General features: G+C 37.2%; 15 protein-coding genes. 7 read left to right on the forward strand and 8 right to left on the reverse strand.

All coding sequences use genetic code 11. The annotated features are described in order from the left end of the window. Positions 1-103 precede the first annotated feature (103 nt). On the reverse strand, positions 104-1105 hold the full coding sequence (recA, locus tag ACFSR8_RS01290) for a recombinase RecA (protein ID WP_380288256.1): 1002 nt from the start codon (positions 1103-1105) through the stop codon (positions 104-106). Positions 1106-1581: 476 nt separating this feature from the next. Here recA and trhO point away from each other — a divergent pair, with 476 nt between their 5' ends. The 5 genes from trhO to ACFSR8_RS01315 all read left to right on the forward strand — a co-directional run bounded on the left by trhO (position 1582) and on the right by ACFSR8_RS01315 (position 7919). Beyond that, a complete protein-coding gene (trhO, locus tag ACFSR8_RS01295) occupies positions 1582-2664 on the forward strand; it encodes an oxygen-dependent tRNA uridine(34) hydroxylase TrhO (RefSeq protein WP_380288258.1) in 1083 nt (360 codons plus the stop codon). Between the two features lie 187 nt (positions 2665-2851). Continuing rightward, positions 2852-4096 carry a PSP1 domain-containing protein gene (locus ACFSR8_RS01300; RefSeq protein ID WP_380288260.1) on the forward strand — a complete coding sequence of 415 codons (1245 nt, stop codon included), beginning with the start codon at positions 2852-2854 and terminating at the stop codon, positions 4094-4096. Further along, positions 4074-4571, forward strand: a complete 498-nt coding sequence (locus tag ACFSR8_RS01305; RefSeq protein WP_380288262.1) for a gliding motility lipoprotein GldH — start codon at positions 4074-4076, stop codon at positions 4569-4571. The genes ACFSR8_RS01300 and ACFSR8_RS01305 overlap by 23 nt, the downstream gene beginning before the upstream one ends. 55 nt (positions 4572-4626) lie before the next feature. After that, a complete protein-coding gene (locus tag ACFSR8_RS01310) occupies positions 4627-6978 on the forward strand; it encodes a penicillin-binding protein 1A (RefSeq protein WP_380288265.1) in 2352 nt (783 codons plus the stop codon). Between the two features lie 158 nt (positions 6979-7136). Beyond that, a complete protein-coding gene (locus tag ACFSR8_RS01315) occupies positions 7137-7919 on the forward strand; it encodes a hypothetical protein (RefSeq protein ID WP_380288267.1) in 783 nt (260 codons plus the stop codon). A 522-nt stretch (positions 7920-8441) separates the two neighbouring features. On the opposite strand, the gene ACFSR8_RS01320 is transcribed toward ACFSR8_RS01315, so the two are convergent. From ACFSR8_RS01320 to ACFSR8_RS01350, 7 genes are all read right to left on the reverse strand, one after another. Further along, positions 8442-10406: an acetoacetate--CoA ligase gene (locus tag ACFSR8_RS01320; RefSeq protein ID WP_380288269.1), complete on the reverse strand. Its 1965-nt coding sequence runs from the start codon at positions 10404-10406 to the stop codon at positions 8442-8444. A gap of 444 nt (positions 10407-10850) precedes the next feature. Then, positions 10851-12530, reverse strand: coding sequence for an ABC transporter ATP-binding protein (locus ACFSR8_RS01325; RefSeq protein WP_380288271.1), 1680 nt, complete (start codon positions 12528-12530; stop codon positions 10851-10853). A 127-nt stretch (positions 12531-12657) separates the two neighbouring features. Next, a complete protein-coding gene (locus tag ACFSR8_RS01330; protein WP_380288273.1) occupies positions 12658-13371 on the reverse strand; it encodes a 3'-5' exonuclease in 714 nt (237 codons plus the stop codon). Between the two features lie 2 nt (positions 13372-13373). Then, on the reverse strand, positions 13374-15590 hold the full coding sequence (locus tag ACFSR8_RS01335) for a S41 family peptidase (protein ID WP_380288275.1): 2217 nt from the start codon (positions 15588-15590) through the stop codon (positions 13374-13376). A 77-nt stretch (positions 15591-15667) separates the two neighbouring features. After that, entirely contained in the window at positions 15668-16819 is a 1152-nt protein-coding gene (locus tag ACFSR8_RS01340; protein ID WP_380288277.1) for a serine hydrolase domain-containing protein, read from the reverse strand. A gap of 42 nt (positions 16820-16861) precedes the next feature. Further along, entirely contained in the window at positions 16862-17335 is a 474-nt protein-coding gene (locus ACFSR8_RS01345) for a methylated-DNA--[protein]-cysteine S-methyltransferase (protein WP_380288279.1), read from the reverse strand. Next, positions 17335-18420 carry a CNNM domain-containing protein gene (locus tag ACFSR8_RS01350; protein WP_380288281.1) on the reverse strand — a complete coding sequence of 362 codons (1086 nt, stop codon included), beginning with the start codon at positions 18418-18420 and terminating at the stop codon, positions 17335-17337. Before ACFSR8_RS01350 ends, ACFSR8_RS01345 begins: the two co-directional genes overlap by 1 nt. A 138-nt stretch (positions 18421-18558) precedes the next feature. Between ACFSR8_RS01350 and ACFSR8_RS01355 the strand changes: the two genes are divergently transcribed. Together ACFSR8_RS01355 and ACFSR8_RS01360 are read left to right on the forward strand one after the other, a co-directional pair. Then, positions 18559-21273 (forward strand): hypothetical protein, encoded by a 2715-nt coding sequence (locus tag ACFSR8_RS01355; RefSeq protein ID WP_380288283.1) that lies wholly within the window; start codon positions 18559-18561, stop codon positions 21271-21273. Positions 21274-21349: 76 nt separating this feature from the next. Next, positions 21350-24184, forward strand: a complete 2835-nt coding sequence (locus ACFSR8_RS01360) for a hypothetical protein (RefSeq protein ID WP_380288285.1) — start codon at positions 21350-21352, stop codon at positions 24182-24184. The last annotated feature ends 59 nt before the right edge of the window (positions 24185-24243 follow it).

Consider the following 24243-nt stretch of genomic DNA (forward strand, 5'->3'; position numbering starts at 1 on the left):
CACAATTTGGGTTTACTTTCTCTTTTCTTTAGTAGATGCGTTTTTCCACCAATGGTTGCGTGTTTAAGCAAAAAAAATCCCGATAGATTCGGGATTTTTTAGGTTATTCGGTTTTTAAGGATTGCATTATTTTTTCTTCCAGTTCCTCCATGAGCTCGGGGTTGTCCTTTATAATAGACTTTACGGCGTCCCGGCCTTGACCGAGCTTGGTGTCTCCATAGCTGAACCACGATCCGCTTTTTTTAATAATTTCGTGCTCCACCGCAATATCCAATACCTCACCCACTTTTGAAACGCCTTCGCCATACATAATATCGAATTCGCACATCCTAAATGGTGGAGCGACTTTGTTCTTTACAACTTTCACCCTGGTTTTGTTCCCTAACACACCACCACTGCTGTCTTTTATTTGAGTGGAACGTCTGATATCCAATCGTACGGAAGCATAGAACTTGAGGGCGTTACCACCGGTAGTAGTTTCTGGATTGCCGAACATCACTCCGATTTTTTCACGTAATTGGTTGATGAAAATTACAGTACAGTTGGTTTTGCTGATAGAAGCCGTCAATTTTCTTAAGGCTTGTGACATCAAACGGGCATGTAGTCCCATTTTAGAATCGCCCATTTCGCCTTCGATTTCACTTTTTGGGGTGAGCGCAGCAACAGAATCTACTACCACAATATCAATGGCACCGGAGCGGATTAAATTATCTGCAATCTCCAAGGCCTGCTCCCCATTGTCAGGTTGCGAAATGATGAGGTTATCAATATCCACGCCCAATTTTTCGGCATAAAATCTATCAAAAGCATGTTCTGCATCAATAAATGCAGCAATACCCCCTGATTTTTGTGCTTCAGCTATAGCGTGTAAAGTTAATGTGGTTTTACCCGAAGATTCTGGGCCATAAATTTCTATAACACGACCACGCGGATAACCACCAACGCCTAAGGCAATATCCAGTCCTAAAGACCCCGACGAAATGGCATCAACATCCTCAACAGCGGCATCGCTCATTTTCATCACGGTGCCTTTCCCGTAGGCCTTGTCCAGTTTATCTAAAGTTAGTTTTAGTGCTTTTAATTTTGCTTCTTTTTCGTTACTCATCTTTCGTTTTCTGTAAAATTATTCACGCTAAAATACTATATCTTTTGAGATGCCACAATAATAGTTTTCAACAGGGATTCAGGGAACAAATTAGCTCAATTTTTGAGACTTGGTAAGATATTTTAATACTGGACGCAACCTTTTTAAATTTTCAGCATCTACCTATAAAGTGGGTAAAATTTTTGCTGTGAAAAAGAAAAAACCTGAATCCCACATCAACATATATAGGCATTCGGTGTTTCAATGATTATATTTGCTATGAGAATTGTGAAGCCCTTTGCGGTTAACTTTTTTAATTCTTCTGTTGAAAGGCAGAAATTTTGAAATTCAGTTAGTCAAGAAAAGCACTTTAATCCCAATAAAAGTGCTTTTTTTATACCCTAAATTCCACTTACGCCGTTAAAAATCCTACTTTTGCACTCTAATTATTGAATTACTCCGCATTATGCGGCTTTTCAACTTAAAATTAGTATAGCATGCAACTGTACAATACTTTAAGTGCGAAAGAAAGAGCAACGTTAATCGAAAAGGCCGGGAAGGACCGATTGACGCTGTCGTTCTATCAATACGCACACATTTCGAATCCACAGGAATTTAGGGATCAATTGTTTATCGTTTGGAACAAACTGGATGTTCTGGGCCGAATTTACGTAGCCTCAGAAGGCATCAATGGGCAATTGTCGCTTCCGGCAGATCGTTTTGACGAATTTAAGGCCCATTTGGATACCATCGATTTTTTGAAGGATATCCGTTTGAACATTGCCGTGGAGCAGGATAATATGTCTTTTTTAAAATTGAAAGTGAAGGTGCGCCATAAAATTGTTGCGGACGGCCTGAACGATGCTACGTTTGATGTCACAAATAAGGGCGTTCACGTGGGTGCGGATAAATTCAATGAATTGATTGAGGACGAAAATACCGTCTTAGTGGATATGCGCAACCATTACGAAAGTGAAATAGGCCATTTTAAAAATGCCGTTACGCCTGATGTGGATACCTTTCGGGAATCTTTGGATATTATTGAAGATGATTTAAAAGAGCACAAAGAAGACAAAAATCTGGTGATGTACTGTACAGGTGGTATCCGTTGCGAAAAGGCCAGTGCCTATTTTAAGCATAAGGGTTTTAAAAATGTATTTCAATTGGAAGGCGGGATTATTGAATACACCCGACAAATCAAGGAGCAGAATCTTGAAAATAAATTTATCGGTAAAAATTTCGTATTTGATGAACGTCGAGCAGAAAAAATTAGTGATGACGTAATAGCCCAGTGCCACCAATGCGGCGCCCCGTTTGATGTCCACACCAATTGCGCCAACGACGCCTGCCATTTGTTATTTATCCAATGCGACAAGTGCAAGGCTGAAATGGACAATTGTTGCTCAGAGGCCTGCAAGGAAATCAATGCTTTGCCTTTTGAGGAGCAAAAAGCATTGCGCAAAGGCCAAGGCAATAGCAACGATATCTTTAAAAAAGGGCGCGCCGATTATTTGCCATACAAAAAAGACTTAAGGAATATTTTTGAGGTTTTGAAGAAAAAGGAAGTTCCAAAAAGTTAAAATCGCTTGCCATCCATATTTTTTAAGTCTGTGGAATAATCATATATTTACACATTAAAAGATTTTTTTGAAAGGTGATTTCAAAAAACCTTTAGATAGTCTTTTCCACGAACGGTGGGAATCAAAATCAGGTATGAACTTCCATTCGCAATAATTTCAGATTATTGGCGAATTCAATATATAAAATATGGCTTGCGCTAGTTGCTCGACGAAAGACGGCACTCCGAAAGGTTGCAAAAATAATGGTACTTGTGGTACGGACAGTTGTAATAAATTGACCGTATTCGATTGGTTGTCCAACATGTCCCTTCCCAATGGCGAAACCCCATTTAACTGGGTTGAGGTTCGTTATAAAAACGGACGAAAAAACTACTACAAAAACACTGAGAATCTTGCGTTAAGCATTGGCGATATTGTGGCAACACAGGCCAAGGCCGGACATGATATTGGCATGGTTACCCTTACAGGGGAATTGGTGCGCGTTCAGATGAAACGCAAAAATATTGCGCCTGAAGGTGAGGATATTTTAAAAATTTATCGAAAGGCCACGCAAAAGGATATCGATATTTGGCAAAAGGCTCGCGACAGGGAAGAACCCATGAAAGTGAAAGCGCGCCAGTTTGCAATCGATTTGCGGTTGCAAATGAAAATTTCGGATATTGAATTTCAGGGTGATGCGAGTAAAGCCACGTTTTATTACACTGCTGAGGAACGTGTGGATTTCAGGGAACTCATTAAAGTATTTGCACGCGAATTTAGAACCCGCATCGAAATGCGTCAAGTGGGCTTTCGTCAAGAAGCTTCGCGTTTGGGAGGCATTGGTTCCTGTGGGCGGGAATTGTGCTGTTCTACCTGGCTGACGGATTTTCGTTCGGTGAGTACTTCTGCCGCCCGTTATCAACAATTGTCCTTAAATCCGCAGAAATTAGCGGGACAATGTGGTAAACTGAAGTGCTGTTTAAATTATGAACTGGATACTTATTTGGATGCCCTAAAGGATTTTCCAAAAACCGAAATCAAACTTCAAACGGAAAAGGGAACCGCGGTTTGCCAAAAGACAGATATTTTCAAAGGACATATGTGGTATGCCTATGAAGGCGAATGGATGAATTGGCATAAGATTACTGCCGAGCAGGCCAATGAAATTATCGAGCTGAACAAGCTAAACAAACCAGTAACAAGCCTTGAGGAATATGCTTTGGATTTGGCCGAAGATACTAAAGCTACTTTTGAAAACGTTGTGGGACAAGATAGTTTAACGCGTTTTGATAGTCCAAAACGCCGTAACAAACGTAGAAATAATAGAAGGAAGGGCAAACAAGGGAATAAAAATGCTTCGGGAAACCAAAATCAAAACCAACAGAAGCAGAACAACAAAAGAAGACGCAATAATAAAAGAAAACCCCAAAATGCTAAGAATAACCAAAAATAGTCTCTTGGTATTTTTATTGGTGTTCTGTGTCGTCTCTTGCGATGAAAACCGTGTGTTTGATGCCTACAAATCTGTGCCTAACGGATGGCACAAGGATTCGGTAGTAAATTTTAAAATTAACCCACCAGATACAATTAACCCATACAATTTATTCGTTAACCTTAGAAATACCAATGCATATAAGTACAACAATCTGTTTTTAATCGTTGAAATGACTTTTCCCCATGGAAAAACCATCAAGGATACCCTAGAGTATCGTATGGCAGAACCGTCAGGAAAATTTTTGGGAACGGGAACCACCGATACAAAAGAAAACAAATTGTGGTACAAGGAAAACGTGGTGTTTAATGAAGCGGGCGAATATAATGTGAACATCCAGCACGCCATGCGCGAGCACGGAAAGGTGAACGGTGTAGTAAAGCTTGAAGGCATAACGGATGTTGGTTTTAGAATTGAAAAACCATTGCAAAATTAAATGAATCAATTGTCACACTGAGCGCAGTCGAAGTGTCTTTAAGAATTAAAATCAGATGGCAAAAACTAACTTAAAAAAGGAATCGGCGATCCCATCCGGTTTTTCAAAATACATCCTGTGGTTTTGGATGTTATTTCTAGGAGGTGTTCTTCTCGTGATATTGTTATTTTTATTGGCCTCATGGGGCGCATTTGGTGAAATGCCCGACCACACGGTTTTGGAAAATCCAAAGACCAATTTGGCCACTGAAATTATTTCTTCCGATGGGCAAACTCTTGGAAAATTCTATTTTAACGACAACCGTACCCCGGTTGGTTATGAAGAGTTACCACAAAATTTAGTGGACGCCTTGATAGCTACAGAGGATGCCAGGTTTCATGAACATGCAGGAATTGATGCTAGAGGAACTTTAAGAGCTGCAGTTTTTATGGGTAAAAAAGGTGGTGCTAGTACCATTTCACAGCAATTGGCAAAGCAATTATTCCATAGAAGAGAGAAGGCTAACATTGTTGAGAAATTATCTCAAAAACTTAGGGAATGGATTATCGCTACGCGACTGGAACGCCAGTATACCAAAGAAGAAATCATTGCCCAATATTTTAATATCTATGATTTCGGAAACAACGCAGATGGGATAAGAAGTGCGGCTGCCATTTATTTTGACAAAGAACCGAAAGAGCTGGATTTAAAAGAATGTGCAATGTTGGTGGGAATGTTCAAAAATTCTTCTTTGTACAATCCTAGACGTAATCCTGTTGGGGTAAAAAATCGACGGAATGTTGTATTGGCTCAAATGTATAAATACGAATACATCGATGAAAAGCTCAAGGATTCTTTACAATCCACGGAGCTGGATATTAAATACACGCCACAATCCCACCGTGATGGTATCGCCACTTACTTTAGAGGATATTTATCGGGCTTTATGAAAGATTGGATTAAAAAGAATCCAAAACCAGATGGTAGCAAATGGAGTTTGTATAATGACGGTTTAACGATATATACCACTATTGATTCGCGTATGCAACAATATGCTGAGGATGCTGTACAAAAGCATATGCCAAGGCTTCAAGCTGAGTTTTTTAATCAGAATACACCAAAGCGAAATCCTACAGCGCCATTTCTGGAACTGACACGAGGTGCGATTGATACCCTAATGGAAAAATCCATGCGCCAATCGGAACGTTGGAGACATATGAAATATGACCTGAAAAAATCTAATAAGGAAATTATCGCCTCCTTTGATAAACCAGTACCCATGTCAGTATTCACCTGGAAAGATGGAAAACCCTCCGAAATAGATACTATCATGAAACCCATGGATTCCATGCGCTATTACAAGTCATTCTTAAGAACAGGTATGATGTCTATGGATCCGCATACGGGACATGTAAAAGCCTGGGTAGGTGGAATGGACTATAGGCATTTTCAATATGATATGGTAAAACAGGGCAAACGCCAAATAGGTTCTACATTTAAGCCTTTTGTATATACTACTGCTATTGACCAGTTGCACTTTTCGCCTTGTGATGAATTTCCAGATACACCTTTCTGTATTGAAGCCAATAAATTTGGAAATCCTGAGGAATGGTGCCCAAAGAATTCTAGTAACGATTACGGAGGCAATAGAACGCTTAAAAATGCTTTGGCCAATTCTGTGAATACGATTACAGCACGTTTAATAGATAAAGTAGGGCCTCAAACTGTGGTGGATTTGGCCACAAATTTAGGCATAGAGTCAGATTTATTGCCTACGCCAGCCATTGCGTTAGGGACTCCAGATGTAAGTGTTTATGAAATGGTAGGTGCTTATTCAGCCTTTGCCAATAAAGGCGTATATACTAAACCGGTTATGGTGACTAGTATTGAGGATAAAAATGGGACATTGTTATATCAGTTTACTCCAGAAACTAAGGATGTATTGAGTGAAGAGACGGCCTATGTTACAGTGAAACTTTTGGAAGGAGTTACACAAGGTGGTTCAGGAACGCGATTACGCCATAGTTATGCAGTGAACAAACCTGATTATAAGGAAGTCATTACTGGATATCCATATGGTTTTACCAATCCGATAGCCGGAAAAACGGGGACAACACAAAATCAAAGCGATGGCTGGTTTATGGGAATGGTGCCTAATTTGGTTACCGGTGTATGGGTTGGTGGAGAAGATAGGGCTGTTCATTTTAGAACAATTACCTATGGACAAGGTGCGGCCATGGCATTACCTATTTGGGCGCTCTACATGAAAAGCTGTTACGCTGACGAAACCCTAAATGTCTCCAAAGAAGAATTTGAAGAACCTGAAAATCTGTCAATTGTTGTGGATTGCTCAAAGGCTACTGGTAAAACTGTCATTGATGACGATGACGCCCAGGACGATGAAATTCCGGATGATTTGGCGTTTTAAAGCGTATTTTATCAGTTTTTCAGTAAGAAATTTGTTTTTACGGGAAAACCACAGTAATATTTTTCAAATCTTTAAAAAATCAGATAAATCTTATTGTTTGATATGTTTTTTTCATTTTTTTTGAGCTATTTTCGCTCAAAATAATATTAAATTGTAAAATGAAAAAATTAAGTTTATTTCTGATGTTGACAATGCTTGCATTAGTATCCAACAGTTGTTCAAAGGAAGAATCAAAAGAGAATTTAGGAGGAGAAAGCATTTTAAACACAACAACTTTGAAGATTATTCATAATTCGATTAGTCAAAGTTTTAAGAACAGTTCGAGTACGAATAAAATTCATAATAAATTAGACATAAGTCAAAAGTCTAGTTATACACAACCCTTTGGAAACGAAGAAGAGGTAAGTCTTGAAACGTTAAGTTTTCAAGACGAATATACTATCAGCGTTTTCGATACCAACTATGGTTATGTGCAATCCAATGGATTAGAAAATTTATTTGCGCAATATGGTCTAAATGAAGAAATTATAAACATGGCTGATTGGGCTTTAGATAATATAAACGATGAAAACTTATACGAAAATTTGCTAATGACATTTTCTATTGCCAATGAACAAGATGCTCACCTGTTATTTTATTTTGTTGAACTATACGAAGAGTTCGATATTGATCAATCGGCGTTGAGTGGATGTGGAAGGGCTATCATAGGCACTATTTTAGTAACTGCGGTTTTTGCTGGAGTAACTGCTGCCACTGGAGGTTTCGGTGGAGCGGCTGCTGCGGGTTTTTTAGTCTCAAAAGGATGGTCAATTTATAATGTCATAGCCGCGTGCTCATCTCAAGTAAAAGTTGAATATTTTGTCCCTACTCTAGATGAAGTTGTAATCGACATAAATGATCCCTTTAACTTAGGCTCAAATTCAATAATTCCAATTCCATAATTATGAAATCAAAAGGATTTTGGTTGGTATTAATTTTTATCCTCTTTGGTTTTTGGGTTTACAGTACATATTATTTTACGTTGGAAATCATAAATGAAAATCTTGATTTGACTTTTGTCATTGGGAATCTCTTTACTAATCTTTACATTTTAGGATCAATAATTTATATTGCTTATTTGAAATTTTTTAAGAAATAATATGAAATATTGAGAATGGGATGAAGAAAGCTAAGTCTTTAAGACTTAGCTTTTTTTGTTTTAATACGACCCAAATGTTATAAACATGGAAATATATTTAACTTATTCTTCTTTGATACAAAATATAATTTAGTACTTCTTTTAAGATCATGGTCTCCAAAGAAGGGGAAAATGCAAAACCAATAAAGAAAGAGTTCTAAGCAATTTCAGCATTCTTCTACTAATTGTTACGATTTTTTTTAAAATTGTCCGCCTACAGCTGAAAACATTAAGCCTTAATCTTTCACTTTGCATAGACAATTGTTAGGCCTTAAACTAGATTAACTTAAATACCTTTAGCAAACTTAATAAAAAATTGAATCGACTCCGGATTCCGCATCGCATCCATATTGATGGAGGTTTCCAAAGGCATTTTCAACAGGATTTTTTTAACTGGAGCTTCCATTTTTTTGCCACTTAAAGTATAAGGAATATCCTTCACTTCAATTATTTCATCGGGTACGTGTCTAGGGGTGTAATCGGTTTTTAGTTGCTGGTTGATGTTGGATTTAATGTCGTCGTTCAATTCAATGCCCGGTTTTAGTTTTACAAACAAGGGCATATAATGTTTGCCTTCCTCCAATTCTAAATTGATAATTAAGGCATCGGCAATACCTTCTATTTTATTGACGGCACTATAAATTTCACTAGTGCCAATTCTAATCCCATGTCGGTTTAATGTAGCATCTGAACGCCCATAAATTACAAGACCTTTGGTTCTCGAATTAATCTTTATAAAATCACCATGACGCCATTTGCCGGGGTAATCTTCAAAATAAGAGGATTTATAGCGGGCATTGTCCGTGTCGTTCCAAAAGTAAATCGGCATGGACGGCATTGGTTTATCAATCACCATTTCGCCCAAACCATCCTCAATAGGCTCACCTTTATGGTCCAAAGCATACAGAGAAACGCCCAGTGCGCGACATTGAATCTCTCCTATATAAACTCCGTTAATGGGCGCGCCTCCCACAAAAGCGGTACACACATCGGTACCGCCGGCCATAGAGCATAGCCATACATCTTCCTTTATGAAATCGTACACATATTGAAATGCCTCAGCAGGCAGAGGCGCTCCGGTAGAGCTTATCGAACGAATAGAGGACAAATCATGATTGGATTTGATGTCCATTTGTTTTTTCATATTGGCCACCAAAAACGGTGCGCTCGTTCCAAAATGATGAATGCCAATTTGGTCGGAAAAGTTCCAAAGGGCGTCAAAGTTTGGATACGTTGGCGAGCCGTCATAAAGCACGATGGAAGCACCCATTAATAAAGGCGATTGTAAAAAATTCCACATCATCCAGCCAGTGGTAGTAAACCAGAAATAGCGCTCGTCCGCATGGACATCATTATGAAAGGCCATGTATTTTAGATGCTCCAATAAAATACCACCATGCGACTGCACAATGGCTTTTGGCAGCCCCGTGGTGCCCGAAGAATACAATACCCAAATGGGATGGTTGAAATCTACCGGTTGGAATTCCAATGTACCTCCATCTATTTCAAAAATAGAATGGATATCCACGAATTCATCCGAAAAATTATCCAAAGCACTTGCGTTGAGGTAGGGCAGAATAATCACCTTTTCCAAAGTAGGGAGCGCCGAAGCAATATCTTTAACGGTATTGGTTTTATCATAGGGTTTTCCATTGTAAAAATACCCGTCAACGGCAATTAGTACTTTGGGCTGAATCTGTTCAAAACGATTGACCACGCTTTCAGTTCCAAAATCAGGAGAGGTACAGGACCAAATCGCTCCAAGAGAATTAACCGCCAAAAACATAATAGTAGCCTCGGGGACATTCGGAATAAAAGCCACCACACGGTCATTCTTTTTAACCCCAAGGGATTTTAAATAGGATATCATAGAGGCAACTTTGGTTTCCAATGTCGCCCAAGTAATTTCCTCATGTCGTCCAGCTTCATTGCTAAAATAAATGGCTGTTTTTTCAGGATTGGATTGCCTAAAAATATGTTCAGCATAATTTAGAGTAGCCCCATCGAACCATTTGCATCCAGGCATGTCTTTGGAGGATAGTACCTTGGTATAAGGAGCATGCTGTTTGATGTCAAAATAATGCCAAAGGCTTTCCCAAAAAGCTTCAATATTATCGACCGACCATTGCCAAAGGCCATGATAGTCCTTGAAAGTCAGCTCGTAGTTTTTTTTCAGCCAAATGCAATAATGACTTAAATGACTGTTTCGTTTAAACTGCTGGGAACCTTCCCAAAGTTTTTTTGCGTTCATATAAGGATAGCTTTCTTTCTCAAAGATAAAGATTATATAGGAAGCCAAAATGGCAAACTATATCATTTTCTTTATATACAAAAGTGACGTTATAAGCGTGAAATGTTAAAAAAAATTACATTTCATCGATTTATTATGTTTTTAAACGGATGTTTTGAAAAAAAAGTAGATATTAGCAGTCCCAAATCATCCGAATTGAAAATAGATTTCCCCCAAATCTATCATAATCTTAAAAATTTTTAGATATGGCAACAAATCTACCTGAACAACCTACGAAAAAGGAGAGTAAATTCAAGGAAACTTTAAATGATCAAATACGATTTGTAAAGGGTTTTCTTTACCTCACCAAAAAAGTGTTTATGTTATAAAATTTGATTTTGTAAGATGAATAGTTTTTAAAACAGTCCCGATTTTTTCGGGATTTTTTTTTGGACAAGATTGAAGTTATACTCCCTTCGGAATTGCATTAATCAACTTTTTGGTATACTCCTTTTTTGGGTTCGCATAAATAATATCCGCATCATCCAATTCCTCAATTTTGCCTTGGTTCATCACTAAAAGTTGGTCAGCCATGTATTTTACAACCGCCAAATCATGCGAAATAAAAATATAGGTGAATCCAAAATCGGCTTTCAATTCATTTAAAAGATTCAGTACTTGCGCTTGCACTGAGATATCCAAAGCCGAAACCGATTCGTCGCAAACGATTAATTTTGGTTGCAAAGCAATGGTTCGCGCAATACCAATTCGCTGGCGCTGACCCCCTGAAAATTCATGGGGGTAGCGGTTAAAATAATCTTCGGAAAGTCCAACACGTTGCAAAATTTTCAAGACTTTGGCTTTGCGTTCGTCGTCCGAATTATAAAGTTGATGCACTTTCATCGGCTCCATAATAGCCTTGCCCACAGGAATCCTAGGATTTAAAGAAGCAAACGGATCCTGAAAAATAATTTGAATGTCTTTTCTCAATTTGCGAACCTCGGCTGTTGAAAGTTTGGTAATGTCAACTCCTTTATACATTATAGCTCCAGCTGTCGCTTTGTCCAATTGTAAAATGGCATTACCCAAAGTGGATTTTCCACAACCAGATTCGCCTACGAGCCCTAAAGTTTCGCCTTCGTACAATTTGAAGCTGACACCATTAACCGCTTTAAAAGATTCAGGTTTTGAAAACCATCCTGATTTTGAGAGATATTCCTTTTCAACATCAATGACCTCTAATAATGGTGGTTGGCTGTATAATTCTTTATGTGTTTTTTGGCGTTCTTCGGAAGTGATAACTTCCGATTTTGAAGTGTTATCCAAAAAATCCTGAATGGTGGGCAATACCTTTAAGCGTTCGTCCAAAGATGGGCGAGAATTTATGAGCGCTTTGGTGTACTCGTTTTGAGGATTACTGAAAATATCCTGTATTGACCCTTGCTCCACAATATTGCCTTGGTACATCACCAAAACCCTATTGGCTATTTCGGAAATTAGAGCCAAATCATGGGTGATGAAAATGATGCTCATTTGAGTCTCCATCTGTAATTCCTTTAGCAGATGGATGATATCCTTTTGAACGGTAACGTCCAAAGCCGTGGTGGGTTCATCCGCAATTAAAATATCGGGTTTGCAGGCGATAGCCATGGCAATCATCACCCGCTGTTTTTGTCCACCTGAAATTTCGTGGGGGTAGGATTTAAAAACACGTTCAATATTGGGCAGTTTTACTTTTTCGAATAAGGCTAAAGTTTCATTTTTAGCTTCTGATTTTGAAATATCGGTATGTTGCAACAAGATTTCAGCTACTTGTTTTCCGCAGGTCATCGATGGGTTTAAGGAACTCATGGGCTCCTGAAAAATCATCGAGATTTTCTTTCCTCGAATTTTCTGGAATGCTTTGTTTGATACCTCAGTCAAATCCTTGCCATCAAAAGTAATGTGCCCTGAGGCGATCTTCGAAATGCGCTTTGGCAAAAGTCCCAAAATGGCCAACGACGACACCGACTTTCCCGAACCTGATTCGCCAACAATACCCAGGATTTCATTTTCATTCAAATGATAGGAAATACTGTGAATCACCTCATTTTCACCAAAGGAAATCGAGAGGTTTTTTATATCCAATAAGGGTTTTTGCGTCATTTTTCTATACTTAATCAAATAAGTGCAATGCTCCTGTTTTTAAGAAACACCCCTGAAGTCCCCTCAAGGGGACATAACTCAAACTCATAAAAATGTTTTCCGATAAAATATTGTTTAGCTGTTTCATTTAAATCCTAATAATTTCATCATTATCCAATAAATCATCACCTCGCAATCTCAAAAAGATTTGTGCTACGGCAATGGTGTCTTTTTCGCAATAATCGATTATTCTATCGATATCGCCTTCTTCATAATACACCCGATAGACTTCACTGCCGTCAATATCATCTTTTGGTGAAGGTACACCCAAAACATTGGTCAATAATTTTAGGGAAGTATAGGTTTTGTAATCACCGAATTTCCAAAGTTCCAAAGTGTCCAAATGTGGGACTTCCCATGGCTTTTTTCCAAAGAGATTCAACTTGTAAGGCAGTTCAATATTATGGATAATCATCCGCCGGGCAATGTACGGAAAGTCAAATTCCTTGCCGTTATGGGCACACAATAAATGTTTGGCTTGACTAAAATGTGTGATGATGAGGTTTTTGAATTCTTTCAAAATAGTGACCTCATCGCCATAATATGAGGTAACACGAAACATGCGCCGTTGCCCTTGAAAATTAAAGAACCCAACCGAAATACAAATAATTTTCCCAAATTCTGCCCAAATGCCTGCGCGGTTATAAAACTCTTCCGGAGTGTACTCGTCCCTACGCTGGTATTGGGATTTGTTTTCCCAAAGGGATTGTTTGACATCATCTAACTCAGAAAAATTCTGGGTTTCCGGAACTGTTTCAATGTCCAGAAATAAAATGTCTTCAAGATTGAGTTTTGAAATCATTTTTAATCATTTAGTATAACCTCTATCGCTTTTTCAAGTACCTCGTCCCTACCGTCTTTAATTCCCTGAATGGTAGGTTTTACCTCGATATCGGGTACGATTCCGACACGCTGTGTTTCTGTTCCGTCTGGGTAATATATGCCAATTCCAGAAAATCTTGTTAATAAACCTCCAGGTAAATAAATAGATGAAACATTTCCGTCTGCTCCTGCTGTGGTACTACCCATAATGGTTGTATTGTTTCCTGCTCTAAATGCCATTGCGGTATATTCAGATTGACTTTGAGAATCTTCATTTACCAAAACAACTAATTTACCTTTAAAGGTTTCTCTGTCTTTTGGGATTTTTGGGCCATCGATAACTAAAAATTCCCCTGGGTTATCTATGCTAAATTTAGTGAATTTTACAAAAGGAGTTGAAGAGGATACGAAGAAATTCCCCAATTTGAATGGTACAAAAGTACTAGGATAGTTTCTTATGTCTATGATGATACCTTTTGTGTCTTTAAATTTAGATTTTATCTCAGGAATATCACTTTCGGATATGTATTGTAGGGTAACGTAACCTATATTATTATCCAAAACTTTATAACATTTTTCGTCTTTCCAATTGTACCAATTGAGATTTAAACTGTCTTTTAAAATTAGAGGTATATTATGATACTTTTCTTGATTATTCGATAAATAATTTACTTTTATTTGTTGGCTATTGGATCTTAGAATATCTCTTGAAATATTTCTGAATTTTGAAGTTTGGTTTGATGCAGGATAATAATTTGAGACACTATCTAGAATTGATTGAATAGTTTTTCCATTAACATGAGTTATGATATCTCCAACCTTCAACTTTGATTTATCTTTATATTCTGGGTTATAATAATCTGTAACAACTAATTTGTTTTCAATAAAACCGACCTTAAATGGTGCAAAGTATTTCCCTCTTTTATTTTGAACATTGTTAAAACCTGTATAGGTAGTTGCATGAGTGTCATTAATTTCTCCTATTAATTCTATCATTACAAGTTCATATTCTAACTTATTTTTCGTTTGAATTACTTTAGGAATGTAATCCTTCAAAACAGTATTCCAATTTTTATCCGTTAGGTATTTATAAGGAAAATAATATTGAATCATATTCCAATATCTGTAAAGTGCCAGTAACTTAAAACCGTCGTCTTTAAAAGATATACTGTAGTACAGTTTTTCATTTTTGAATTTTGGATTTTTCGCACGATCATGTTCAATATAATAGTGGTTTCCTTGATGTCTGTTTTTAATAATGAATTGTAATTTTTCCTTAAGTGCATCTGAAATATCTTCTGAACCAATCCAATCTAAATCTGGTTTTAAAAAGGCATCCTTAACGGTTTCTTCACAGCTAGTACAAATTTTAACATTTCCTAAGTTGTCTATCCAAGAAATCAGCAAATTATCGCGTTCCTTATTGTTTTTAATATTTTGATATTTAGGAAGTATTCTAAACAACTCATAGTCCCAGTTGTAGTTTCCCTTAGCAATTTCAGGATGATGATATTTCAGCAAGCCCCAAACCCTTCCTAGTAATTCTAAGTTTTCAATTTGTACATCATCTAAACTGGTAATTTTTACATTTGAGTTTTGGTCAAACTCTTTATCCAATTTTGCCTTAAAAACGGGTTCTTCTATTTCTTTTAAAGTTTGAATGTCTTTACCATCAATTGTCAAAACGAAATCATCAAACCAAGCCTCACCTTTACCTACTAGAATACCTCCAATATAAATCCTTTGAGCCTCTTCAGGGAAGGGCAATTCTATGGCGTACTTTTTCCAGTTTTTGGTGCCACTTATATTTTGGTTTTGCATATTGCTAAACTCCAGAGATTTATTATTACCATCATCGAGTCTTAGTAAAAGACCGCCAAATCCATTTTCAACATTTTTTAACTTCATGTAGCCTTCTAGTTTAATTTTTTTGCCCGAGAAGTTAGCAGGAATTCGATAGGCAATGCATCCATAGGAGTCATGCTTATTTTTTGATGAGACCTTTGCAGAATAATTTCCTGAATGAACTTCCACAGTATCCGCTTGCAAATTATAATTGCCCCATTCAAACCACTTATCCGGTAATAGCATTTGAGCATTATAAGCTTCAAAATCTAAATTGAATTTTTTACTGTTCTGTTTTTGCACGCAGGATATGCAAGAAAGTAATAGTGTTAAACACAGAAATGATTTTTTCATGATGATTGATGTAGTTTCAATCAAAAAAAAGGAATTAAATTTCTTACGACTCCAAATATTTGTTAAATAACAAAATATTATGATTTGGAACTAAGCATTTTATAAGCTTCTTCAATATAAACAGTGATGTCGCTTGTGAAATTTGCTATTGGATTTCCCGCGCCTTTTCGGTGTCCAAGCCTCACAATAATAATATTATCATTTGGTTCAACAATAACATACTGCCCCAAATGGCCGCGCATCATAAAAAAGTTTTTGTCTTTTATTTTTTTTAGCCAAAATCCGTAGCCGTATCTAGGGTCTTCAGGAAATCGAGGTGCAATGGAAGTGGCCACAAAGCTGGAATCCAATAGTTGTTGGCCATTCCATTTCCCAAAATCCTTATAAAGTTTTCCGAATCTCGCAAAATCCCTAGCATTGCTAGAAATTGCTGTGAACGCTTTAGCCAGTCGATTGTCTTTATCATCTACCTGCCACAGTGCATCTTCGGACATTCCCATTGGTTGCCAAAAACTTTCGGAAAGATAATTAGCCAGTTTTTTTCCTGTTGCTTTTTGTATTGCCATACCTAAGAGTATGGTGTTTCCGCTCTTGTAAACAAATGCTTGTCCAGGGGTTCGGGTTATTTTTCTGTTCAGCATAATGTCCTCTAGATTACTGCTGTAATTTGCTCTTGCTGTAATGGAAAGCGGATTTTTATAATGCTCTACCCATTCCAATCCCGAAGCCATGGAAGCCAAATCGCCAACCGTAGTTTTAGCGTATGAAAATTGAGGGTAGAAATCACTTAAAGGTTGGTCCAAACCTTGGATGTAACCTTCTTTTATTGCCTTTCCCAATAAGGCGCAGGTAATACTTTTTGCCATTGAAAACGAGTTGGTTTTGGAGTTTTTGCCAAATCCACCATAATATTTTTCAAACCAAATACTGTCGTTTTTGATGATAAGGTACGCTATTGTCCCAAGTTCCGAATGGGTTTGATTCAGTTTTTCAGTTTCTGAAATAGAATTATAGTCATTGTGTTTTGGCCAGGTATCAACGTGTTTTCCTTTTTTTATGGTATCGTTCTCAAAGTAGGGGTAGTCGTCAATAAAAGCCGTTGTATGGCCTGTAAAATAGACAATTCTGACACCTCTCAAAACGTATCCGTATCCAAAAATGTATAATAGAAGGACGATGCTTCCAACACTAATTATAAACCATTTAAGGAATTTTTTAAGAAATTTCATGCGTACAATTAAACGTACATAAATATAGGGATTAATGTTGGTTTAGAACAAGGATTGTTGTTTGTACGGGCTTTCATGTTCCAATAGCCATTGTTTTCGGTGTAGCCCTCCCGCATAACCTGTTAAACTGCCGTCGCTTCCGATAACGCGGTGACATGGTATAATAATCCAAATGGGGTTTTTGCCATTGGCATTGGCCACGGCTCTTATGGCCTTTTCATCGCCATGTTTTTTGGAAAGAGCTAAATAGGTAGAGGTTTTTCCATAGGGAATAGCTTCCAGAAGTTTCCAAATGCCCTTTTGAAAATCAGTGCCTTGGGGATTCAATTTTAAGTCGAAATGTTTCCGGGTGCCATCAAAATATTCGTTGAGCTGTATGACACAATCTTCAAGAATTTCGGGGATAATATCAGTGGGGGTTTCTTCGGAATTTAGAACGGTAACGGATGCAATGCCATTAGAATCACCAATAATTTTGGTAAAACCCAAAGGAGAAAGGATGATGCATTCTTCCATTATTCCGAAGGATTATCCTCGGCTATAATGCCAAGCTTTTTAGCACGAGCTTCCCAGCTTTTTCTGGCCAATACCTGTAGGTCGGACACATTATCGCTTTCGTCCATAATTTCAAGTCCGAGCAGGGTTTCAATAACATCCTCCATAGTGACTAGCCCACTTACCGAACCGTATTCGTCCACGACTAATGCCATGTGGTTCCTGCTCTCCACTAGTTTTTCGAACAGGGTAGGAATGGCAAGACCTCTGTTCACCACGATAACATCTCGCTTTAATTCAGACAGTTTTTTAGAATTATTGTCCAAAGCCATTTCCTTAAAAATTTCATCTTTAAGAACCAATCCTGTGATGTTATCTGTATCGCCTGAGTAAACCGGAATTCTTGAAAAGCGAATGTTAAGGTTTCGCTTAAAGAAGTCCTCAACCGTAGTCGTTTCATCTTCGGTTTTCATCACTGTTCTAGGAGTCATTACGTCTTTGGCAAGAATCTGCTTGAAGTTCAATAGATTTTTTATGATGGTGCTTTCATTTTCCTGAAACACCCCTTCCTCATGAGCAATTTCGGTCATAGCTACAAAGCCTTCCCGACTTAATACACTGCCGTGCCCTTTGCCACCAATTAACTTTGTAGTTAATTGAAGCATCCACAAGATGCCTGTCCACTTTAAAGGAAAAATCAAAACGGTCAAGGTTTTTGAAGCAAAATTTGCCAGTCCTTTCCAGTAAGTAGCTCCAATGGTTTTTGGGATAATCTCAGAAGCCACCAAAATCAAAAACGTCATAATTGCCGAAATAATCCCTACGGTATTGATACCTAAAACATTCCAATCGTATCCCAAATTCTCCGCTTCAATACCTACCATCATAGCACCTAATGTGTGCGCAATAGTGTTTAGTGTAAGTATGGCAATTAAAGGTTTATCTACATCCTTTTTTAAATTTTCTAAAGTATTGGCATAATCTTTACCTTCTTGTTTTTTCACATTGATAAACGTTGGGGTAACGCTGAGCAAAACGGCTTCGAGAATAGAACATAAAAAGGAAAAGAAAATGGAAATGGTTGCCCAAAAGATGAGTGCGCTCATTCAGTATAAATTTTATAAAAGCTAAAGTACAAAATCAATTTTACTAAGTGCGATAGTGACTTTGTTCGATTTATAAATAAGTTGTATATTGAAAGAAATATCTTAACCCTGTTTGTTTTGGTAAAAAAATCGGCCTTATTGATATTCATTTTTTGTTTTTTGGGTTCTATTTATTCTCAACCCAAAAATCCTCTACACCATAAAAAAACTACCAAAAACTCCTTCGCCGAAAAAATATACCTTCAGCTCAACAATTCTGTATTTACCAACGAGGAAACCATCTGGTTCAAGGCTATAGTAACAGACGCCAAAAACGCACCCACAACGCTAAGTGGTATTTTGCACGTAGAACTTATCGATTTTGATAAGGATATTGTAGCGACAAAAAAGCTAAAGTTAGTAAACGGTATGGCCGACAACGGTTTTAAATTGGAACAGACCTACACTCCCGGGCGCTATTTAATACGGGCCTACACGGCGTGGAATAAAAACTTTGGCGACGATTTTATGTCCAAGCAATACGTTAACCTAGTTCCTGCCAATGGCAATCAACCACAATCGCCCATACAAAACATAACATTGTATCAAGTTGAGGAAGACCAACACGAAGTATTTGCCCAACTTTTCCCAGAACTTATAAAACCCGACTATAAAAAGGATGTGACGGTTTACATTAAAACCGAAACGTTTTTAGACACCATAGAAATTAAAAGAGAAAAGGGGTTTTACAAGTTACAATATGTACTTCCTAAAGATGCGGTTTCGGTAAACCTAAAAATGAAACTAGAGGACACCAAGTTAAAAAACTTTCAAACAAGGGAAGAGAAAACGTACAATAAAACCATTGCGATAGATAGAGAATTTATAGACCTACAGTTTTTTCCTGAAAGCGGGAAGTTAATTGATGGCCTAACCAGTAAACTGGCGTTTAAAGCACTAAACTATAAAGGCTTGGGCAAAAAGATTAATGGTGTTATCGTTGATGAAAAGGATAGTGTTGTTGTTGCCATTAAAACGAATAACCTAGGCATGGGCTATGTACTTTTTACACCAAAATTGGGCAAAACCTATTATGGTAAAATTAATTCTAAACACCATGTTGCCCATAAGTTTGAGCTCCCCAAGGTATATGCAGATGGCCATGTTTTAGGCATAACGGAAACGACAAGTTACATGAACATAAATGTGGCTTCCAAGATTAATACCACGGATAGTTATTGGATTCAACTTAAATCCAAAGGTGTGGTAATAAAGGAATTTCCAGTATCATTATCCAATGCACCTTATAATGCCTCGATACCCAAACAAAAACTACCGCAAGGCATTCTTAATGTTACATTGCTAAGTGAGCATAAAACACCATTGTGTGAGCGTTTGTTTTTTCATATTAAGGAAGGCAATAATTTAAATATTGTTAAAGAAACCGAAGGGCAATATTACAGCCAGAGAGATAAAACGGCTCTTAAGTTTAATGTTACCAATAGTAATGGGAGACCTGTTGAGGCAAACCTTTCCGCATTAGTTGTAGATAAAAATCAAATAGAACAAACCGCGCAATTTAAAGGGAACATTCTATCTTATTTTCTATTAAACTCAGAATTAAAAGGACATATTGAGTACCCCACGTATTACTTTAATGATGATAATATTTTCAGAAAACGAGATTTAGAAGCCCTTATGCTTACACAGGGCTGGCGCAATTATAAGTATAGTTTTGAAGATGCAAACCCTATTTTTGATATACAACCTGAAACCGCCTTACGGGTTTCTGGGAAGGTGGGTGCCATCTGGAATGAAAACAAAGCGCCTAAAAAAGACGTGAATTTAATCTTAATGACCTCGGGTAAACCACCTAGAGTTTATACTCATGAAGTGGACAGTACTGGTAATTTTGCTTTTGATTTATTTGACCCTTATGGCGATAAGCTAGATGTTATAATACAATCTTCCAACAAAAAAGGGCGAGCCAAAGAATATTCTATTAAGATAGACGCACCGATACCCCCGCCTAAAATCACCTATGAGAAAGAAGAAGTAATAGCGCTCCCAGATAGTATTATAAATGACTTTTTAAAGATTAAAAAGCAAGAAAGACAAGCCGTAACTGGGTTCGATTTGGATGACAGCACCGTAGCGTTGGATGCCGTAGAATTGACGGGCTACAACGTAACACCAGAACGCGAAAGAATGTTTAGACTCCACGGACCTCCAGATATCGTCATAGAGAATGAACAACTCAAAGAGAGAGAAGAAAAATGGATGTCTGGATTATACGACCTTCTTAGCACTAAGTTCCCAGATGATATTATATTTAGAGTAGTGCAAATACCAAATGGGGGAAGCTTTCTACTAGCACATATTGCTAGTGCCGATTCGACTTTATACTATATGGATGGCTATCCGGTTGGTCAAGAAGCTTATACTTTATTGCCCTATTTAACCATCGAAAATATAAAAAGTGTTGAAGTTATAAAAAGGCCTAAAAGAGTGTTTGGTACTCAACACGTTGCTATTCTCAGCATATATACCTATGGCAGTATTGGAATGGAAGCTCTAGGATATGCAAAAGGTATTTTTAGAGGAAAGTTTTCCGGTTTTTCAATTACCCCCGAGTTTTATCAACCAAAATACGAGACCTTAAAACCTGAAGATTGGGATACACCAGATTTACGACCAGTATTACACTGGGAACCTTCTTTGTTCACCGATAACAAAGGAGACATTGAACTGGAATTTTATAATGATGACATCATTGGTGATAAACTTATCATCATAGAAGCTATTACACCAGATGGGAAAATTGGATATTTTGAGACCTCTTATACTCTGGAAAAACATAAAGAAAACAACTAGCTAAACAATTGTTAAGTCTTTTATTCAAAAGATGATGACATTATAACTTAGAAGAAATATTTAAAACTTATTTAACTTGAGACTTAAACACCTTCTTTTTATCCTAGCATTATGGTTTACTAATAAGTCTTTTTCACAAGCAGATGCCTTAGCGCATAGACAGATAAAGAAGACCAGTTTTGCCGAAAAAATATATCTGCAATTTAATAATACAGTATTTACCGCCGACGAAACCATCTGGTTTAAGGCTATAGTTACAGATGCTAAAAACGCACCTACAAAACTAAGCGGTGTTTTATATGTCGATCTTATAGATTTTGATGAGAATATTATAGACACCAAAACACTAAAACTAGAAAATGGTTTATCGGACGGTTTTTTTGATTTAAACAAGATAGTCACATCGGGTCGTTATTTGATAAGAGCCTACACACAATGGAACAGAAATTTTGGACAGGCATTTGTTTTTAAAACCTATATTGACGTATTCGCTTTGGATACTATAAATAAAGGTGATATTATTAGTAACGTTACTCTCACCGAAATAGGAACAGACCAAGTTAAACTATCCGCAAGCCTGTTTCCACAAATTATAAAAGATAATTATAACAAAGATTTAAAAGTTTACATCCATTCGGAAGGTCTGTTAGATTCCATAGAAGTAAAGCCAAAAAACAAGCAATACATCATGGATTACACCTTGCCAAAAGACCTGATTACAGTAAAGATTAAGGTAAAGCTGGCAGACACCAAATTAAAAAACCGCAAGCGTAAGGTTGAAAGTACATACTCTAAAATCATAGCCCTAAACAAAGATGTTTTAGACCTCCAGTTTTTCCCGGAAAGTGGAAAACTAATTGCTGGACTTGAAAACAAAGTAGCCTACAAAGCTATTAATTACAAAGGGAACGGGGAGGTTGTTGATGGTTATATAATAGATGAAACAGATAGTATAGTTAGGGCCTTTCGTACTAATAATCTAGGTATGGGATTTACATTTTTCACACCTAATAAAGATAAGCAGTATTATGGAAAACTGATGAGCGATACGGGCATTGCATACAAATATCCATTACCACAAGTAACACCACAAGGCTATATTTTAAGCTTAGGCGAAACTACAAGCTATATGAGTTTAAATATAAAAAGCAATGTAGGACGAACAGATAGTTTGTATGTAAAAATAAGAAGTCGTGGCTTGTTAATACAAAACCATGCCTTTGTATTAGAAGAAGGAGCACATGAAGCCTTGGTAAAAAAAGCAGAGCTTCCTCATGGTATTGTAAGCGTTACCCTGTATAACAGTACCTTCACCCCAATATGTGAACGTTTATTTTTTAATTACAACGAAGAAAACATATTGAACATAACGGCAACGACTAACGAACAAATTTACGGTCAGCGCGATAGAACATCACTAAAGGTATCGGTTTTTGATATTGATAAGGATCCTGTAGAGGCTAATTTTTCAGTACTTATAGTAGATAAAGGCAAATTGGGAGGAACCCAAAAATCACAATCTAATATATTATCATATTTTCTTTTAAACTCTGAATTAAAAGGTTTTATAGAAAACCCAAACTATTATTTTGATAGCAATAATGAACTTAGAAAACGTGATTTAGAAGCCCTTATGCTAACACAAGGTTGGCGAGATTATATTTATGATGACACCGAAACAAATTTAGATTTTGAGTTTAAACCAGAAACAGATCTATTAGTATCAGGAAAAGTAGGGTCTGTTTTTAACGAATATAAACCTCCAAAAAAGCCTGTTCATCTCTCTATGATTACCAAACCGTCATTTGGGATTTATAAAACGGAAACTGACAGTTTAGGTAAATTTGCTTTTAGTTTAAACAATCATTTTGCTGATAAGCTAAACGTACTAATTCAGTCTGAGAATAAAAAGGGGAAGCAGAAAAGCTATAGCATCGTGTTGGATGAGCCTATGGCACCACCGAAAGCAGATTACAAAACAAATGAAACCGTTGTACTTGCCGATACTATTTACAAAGCCTTTATAGAAGAAAGTATTATTCAATATGAAGTGAATAACGATTTTAAAACCTCCAGCGAAACCGTAGCCTTGGATGCAGTTGAAATAACGGGCTATAACGTAACACCAGAGCGCGAGAAAATATTTAAACTCCACGGTCCTCCAGATATAGTGATAGAAAATGAAGAATTGGTAGAAGAGGAAGAAGACTGGATGTCTGGCCTCTACGACCTTCTTAGAACTAAGTTTCCAGACGATATTTATTTTCTAAATGTACATTACCCTGTTCAGGCTTTTGACCTTGGTCCTGACCTTTGGAAGACCCATTATAGGCCTATAGCTGTTCCCAAAATTGCAAATACAAATCATGCTTTTGTATTTATTGATGGAGAAATAGTTGAAGGTAGGGATTATCCCCTTTTGCCAGCACTAGCCGTTGAAAATATAAAAAGTGTTGAGATTTTAAGAAGACCTAAAGGTAGTATTTTACGATATTACCAAGAGGTATTTCCGCAAATGGATGTTCTGAAAATAAGCGCTATGATTGGATCTGAGGCACCTATTGTTGGTATTGTAAGTATATATACCTATGGCAGTATTGGAATCGCAGCAATTGGATCTACCAAAGGCATTTTTCAAGGAAAAGTTTCTGGATTTTCTGCCAAACGTGAATTTTATGCCCCCAAATATGATAAATTAGAAGATGAGGATTGGAATATTCGAGATTGGCGGTCTGTTATCCATTGGAAACCTTTGGCAGAAATTGATGAAGATGGAAATGCTAAAGTTGAGTTTTACAATGGCGATAACACAGGCGACATGCTAGTTGTAGTTGAAGCCATTACCCCTGATGGTAAAATTGGCTGTTTTGAAACCTCTTATACTGTGGAAAAACGACTCGAAAATAATTAAGCTATCACTTTTGCAACATACTTTGGATCCCTTAGACTAAGCTCAAGATAACACACATA

The sequence above is a fragment of the Hyunsoonleella rubra genome, assembly GCF_042684665.1.
Classification (GTDB): domain Bacteria; phylum Bacteroidota; class Bacteroidia; order Flavobacteriales; family Flavobacteriaceae; genus Jejuia; species Jejuia rubra.

Bases quoted from the DNA above. Each gene is read 5' to 3' on its own strand.
- ACFSR8_RS01345 (WP_380288279.1), bottom strand. From the start codon at position 17,335: ATGGAAGAATGCATCATCCTTTCTCCTTTGGGTTTTACCAAAATTATT.
- ACFSR8_RS01325 (WP_380288271.1), bottom strand. From the start codon at position 12,530: ATGACGCAAAAACCCTTATTGGATATAAAAAACCTCTCGATTTCCTTT.
- recA (WP_380288256.1), bottom strand. From the start codon at position 1,105: ATGAGTAACGAAAAAGAAGCAAAATTAAAAGCACTAAAACTAACTTTA.
- ACFSR8_RS01340 (WP_380288277.1), bottom strand. From the start codon at position 16,819: ATGAAATTTCTTAAAAAATTCCTTAAATGGTTTATAATTAGTGTTGGA.
- trhO (WP_380288258.1), top strand. From the start codon at position 1,582: ATGCAACTGTACAATACTTTAAGTGCGAAAGAAAGAGCAACGTTAATC.
- ACFSR8_RS01310 (WP_380288265.1), top strand. From the start codon at position 4,627: ATGGCAAAAACTAACTTAAAAAAGGAATCGGCGATCCCATCCGGTTTT.
- ACFSR8_RS01315 (WP_380288267.1), top strand. From the start codon at position 7,137: ATGAAAAAATTAAGTTTATTTCTGATGTTGACAATGCTTGCATTAGTA.
- ACFSR8_RS01320 (WP_380288269.1), bottom strand. From the start codon at position 10,406: ATGAACGCAAAAAAACTTTGGGAAGGTTCCCAGCAGTTTAAACGAAAC.
- ACFSR8_RS01335 (WP_380288275.1), bottom strand. From the start codon at position 15,590: ATGAAAAAATCATTTCTGTGTTTAACACTATTACTTTCTTGCATATCC.
- ACFSR8_RS01330 (WP_380288273.1), bottom strand. From the start codon at position 13,371: ATGATTTCAAAACTCAATCTTGAAGACATTTTATTTCTGGACATTGAA.
- ACFSR8_RS01350 (WP_380288281.1), bottom strand. From the start codon at position 18,420: ATGAGCGCACTCATCTTTTGGGCAACCATTTCCATTTTCTTTTCCTTT.
- ACFSR8_RS01305 (WP_380288262.1), top strand. From the start codon at position 4,074: ATGCTAAGAATAACCAAAAATAGTCTCTTGGTATTTTTATTGGTGTTC.
- ACFSR8_RS01300 (WP_380288260.1), top strand. From the start codon at position 2,852: ATGGCTTGCGCTAGTTGCTCGACGAAAGACGGCACTCCGAAAGGTTGC.